Raw genomic sequence first — 1,673 nt, forward strand, 5'->3', positions numbered from 1 at the left:
GCAAGTGACTGACCAGATGCCGGTTGAGCCCGATCACGTGTATGTGATTCCGCCTGGTTCCGATATGTCCTTGCTGCACGGCGTGCTGCATTTGTTTGAGCCGACCGAAGCGCGCGGGTTGCGCCAGCCCATTGATTTTTTCTTCAAGTCGCTCGCCGACGACCGGCAGCACAACAGCATCGGCATCATTTTGTCGGGCATGGGTGCTGACGGCACGCTGGGCCTGCGGGCCATTCGCCAGGCCGGTGGCGCCGCCTTTGCGCAGACGCCGGCCTCGGCCCAGTTTGACAGCATGCCGCGCAGTGCCATTGACGCCGATGTGGTGGACGCCGTGGCCCCGGCCGATGAGCTGCCGGCCAAGATGGTTGCCTTTGTCAAGCGCGAGGTGCTGCCGGCACTGCGTGCCAATTACCCCGATGGCGCCACGCTGCGCGCCTGGATTCCCGGCTGCTCGAGCGGCGAGGAGGCCTGTTCGCTGGCCATGCTGTTCCGGGAATCGCACGACGCGATCGGCACGGCACAACGCTATAAATTGCTGATATTTGCCTCCGACCTCGACAAGGACGCCATCTCTCGCGCCCGTGCCGGCATTTACCCACCGAACATCGCCGCCGACGTGTCAGAGGCACGCCTGAAGCGTTTTTTTGTGCCTGAGGGTGCGGGTTACAGGGTCAGCAATGACATCAGGGAAATGGTGATTTTTGCCGAACAGAACGTCATCTTCGACCCGCCCTTTACCAAGATCGATTTCCTGAGTTGCCGCAATCTGCTCATCTACCTCGAACCCGCTGTTGGCAAGCCCAACCTGAGTTTGTTCGCCATGGCCCGCGAAGGCATCAAGAAGGCCTTGAGTGAGGCGTTTTATCTCTCGGTTCCCAAAAACAAGCCGGCCACGCTCAAGCGCGTCAGGATCGACGCCGCCCGCCCGGCCCAGTATGTCGATATCGTGGTGCATCCCCTGAGTGAACCATTGGCACTGAACGGCATGGTGCTGGTTGTTTTCAGGGATGTGGCGGCAGCGCACCCGCCCAAGCGGCATGCGCCGGCAGACGGGTTGGTCAGCGATGGACAGCGCTTCGACGCAGTGCTGCAGACCATCAACACCGAGTTGCAACTCAAGGTGGCCGAGGTCTCCCCCGCCAGCAATGACATGCGCAACCTGCTCGACAACACCGAGATTGCGATTTTGTTCCTCGACGATACGCTGCATGTGCGCCGCTTCACGCCATCGACCAGCAAGGTTTTCAAGCTGATCCCGGGCGATGCCGGGCGCAGCATCACCGACATTGTGTGCGACCTGAACTACCCAAGTCTCGGGCCGGACGCGCTGGAGGTGTTGCGCACCCTGGTGTTCAAGGAAAGCGATGTTGCGGCCACGGGCGGGGGCGCTGGTTCAAGGTGCGCATCATGCCGTACCGCACGCAGGACAACCGCATCGACGGCCTGGTCATCACCTTTACTGACATCAGTGCCAGCAAGCGGCTTGAGGCCGACTTGCGTGAGGCGCAAGCCAGCTTGCAGGCCCTGATGAACGCCCCGAATTTCAAAAAGGCAGGCCATGGTGTTCCGTAAAAATCCGCCCGATCCTGCCGCCCTTCGTGAGCTCGCCATGACGCGGCTGTCCAGTTACCGCCGTCAGGCCAATGCGAGCGGGCAGGAGGCACAGCATGTGC

1 protein-coding gene and 1 pseudogene are annotated in these 1,673 nt (G+C 61.5%); both read left to right on the forward strand.

What is annotated here, in order from left to right; all coding sequences use genetic code 11:
- Window positions 1–64: 64 nt before the first annotated feature.
- Window positions 65–1,318: pseudogene (locus IBX54_RS14980) on the forward strand (CheR family methyltransferase); the annotation flags it as partial.
- An 89-nt stretch (window positions 1,319–1,407) separates the two neighbouring features.
- Entirely contained in the window at window positions 1,408–1,572 is a 165-nt protein-coding gene (locus IBX54_RS14985; RefSeq protein WP_296543447.1) for a PAS domain-containing protein, read from the forward strand.
- Window positions 1,573–1,673 lie beyond the last annotated feature (101 nt).

The organism is Rhodoferax sp. (assembly GCF_014859475.1).
GTDB lineage: Bacteria > Pseudomonadota > Gammaproteobacteria > Burkholderiales > Burkholderiaceae_C > Rhodoferax.

Bases quoted from the DNA above. Each gene is read 5' to 3' on its own strand.
- IBX54_RS14985 (WP_296543447.1), top strand. From the start codon at position 1,408: ATGCCGTACCGCACGCAGGACAACCGCATCGACGGCCTGGTCATCACC.